Origin of the sequence: Lamprobacter sp., assembly GCF_034860625.1 — a bacterium.
In the GTDB taxonomy this organism is placed as follows: domain Bacteria; phylum Pseudomonadota; class Gammaproteobacteria; order Chromatiales; family Chromatiaceae; genus Lamprobacter.
Map to the genome: position 1 here is coordinate 1 of NZ_JAYESN010000641.1, position 895 is coordinate 895.

1 protein-coding gene is annotated in these 895 nt (G+C 62.6%); it reads left to right on the forward strand.

Annotated elements, in window-relative coordinates; genetic code table 11:
• Positions 1–895: nickel-dependent hydrogenase large subunit (locus tag VBE63_RS30435; RefSeq protein WP_323686693.1), on the forward strand; the 895-nt coding region annotated here is incomplete at both ends.

Here is an 895-nt window from a genome sequence, read left to right on the forward strand (position 1 = left end):
ATTGCATGCCATCTTCGGCGGCAAGAACCCGCATCCGAACCTCTGTGTCGGTGGCATGCCCTGCGCCATCAGCTTGGAATCCGGCAAGCAGGCCGGCACCGCGCTCGACGTGGTGGGGCTGGAACGGGTGCGCAACATCATCCAGCAGATGCACGACTTCGTGCATCAGGTCTATGTGCCGGACACCATCGCCATCGCCGGTTTCTACAAAGACTGGTTCCAGCAGGGCGAGGGCATCGGCAACTTCATGACCTATGGGGACTTCCCGGCCAAGGGCTATGGTGATCCGGAGTCCTATCTGATCCCCACCGGCGTCATCATGAACCGCGACCTCAGCCACATCGAGCCGGTCGACCTCGATGCCGAGGCCGAGATCCAGGAGTTCGTCGCCCATGCCTGGTATGACTACAAGGCGGGCAAGGAGGCTGGGCTGCATCCGTATCAGGGTGAGACCAAGTTCGCTTATACCGGCCCCAAGCCACCCTATCAGCAGCTCGACGTCGAGAACCAGTACTCCTGGCTCAAGACCCCGCGCTGGAAGGGCAAGCCGATGGAGGTCGGGCCGCTAGCACGGATACTGATGCTCTACACCACCGGCAACGAAAAGGCTAAGGCTTTGGTCGACAGCACGCTCACGCAGCTCGACCTGCCCATCGAGGCGCTCTACTCGACCATGGGCCGCACCGCCGCACGCACGCTGGAGACGGCGATTATCGTCGACGAGCTGCAAGGCTGGTACGACAACCTGGTCGCCAACATCAAGGCCGGCGATGTCAAAACCTTCAACGAGGCGCTCTGGGACCCCGCCACCTGGCCGAAAAAGGCGCAAGGCGTGGGCCGCATGGAGGCCCCGCGCGGGGCGCTCGGCCATTGGATCGTGATCGAAAACGGCAAG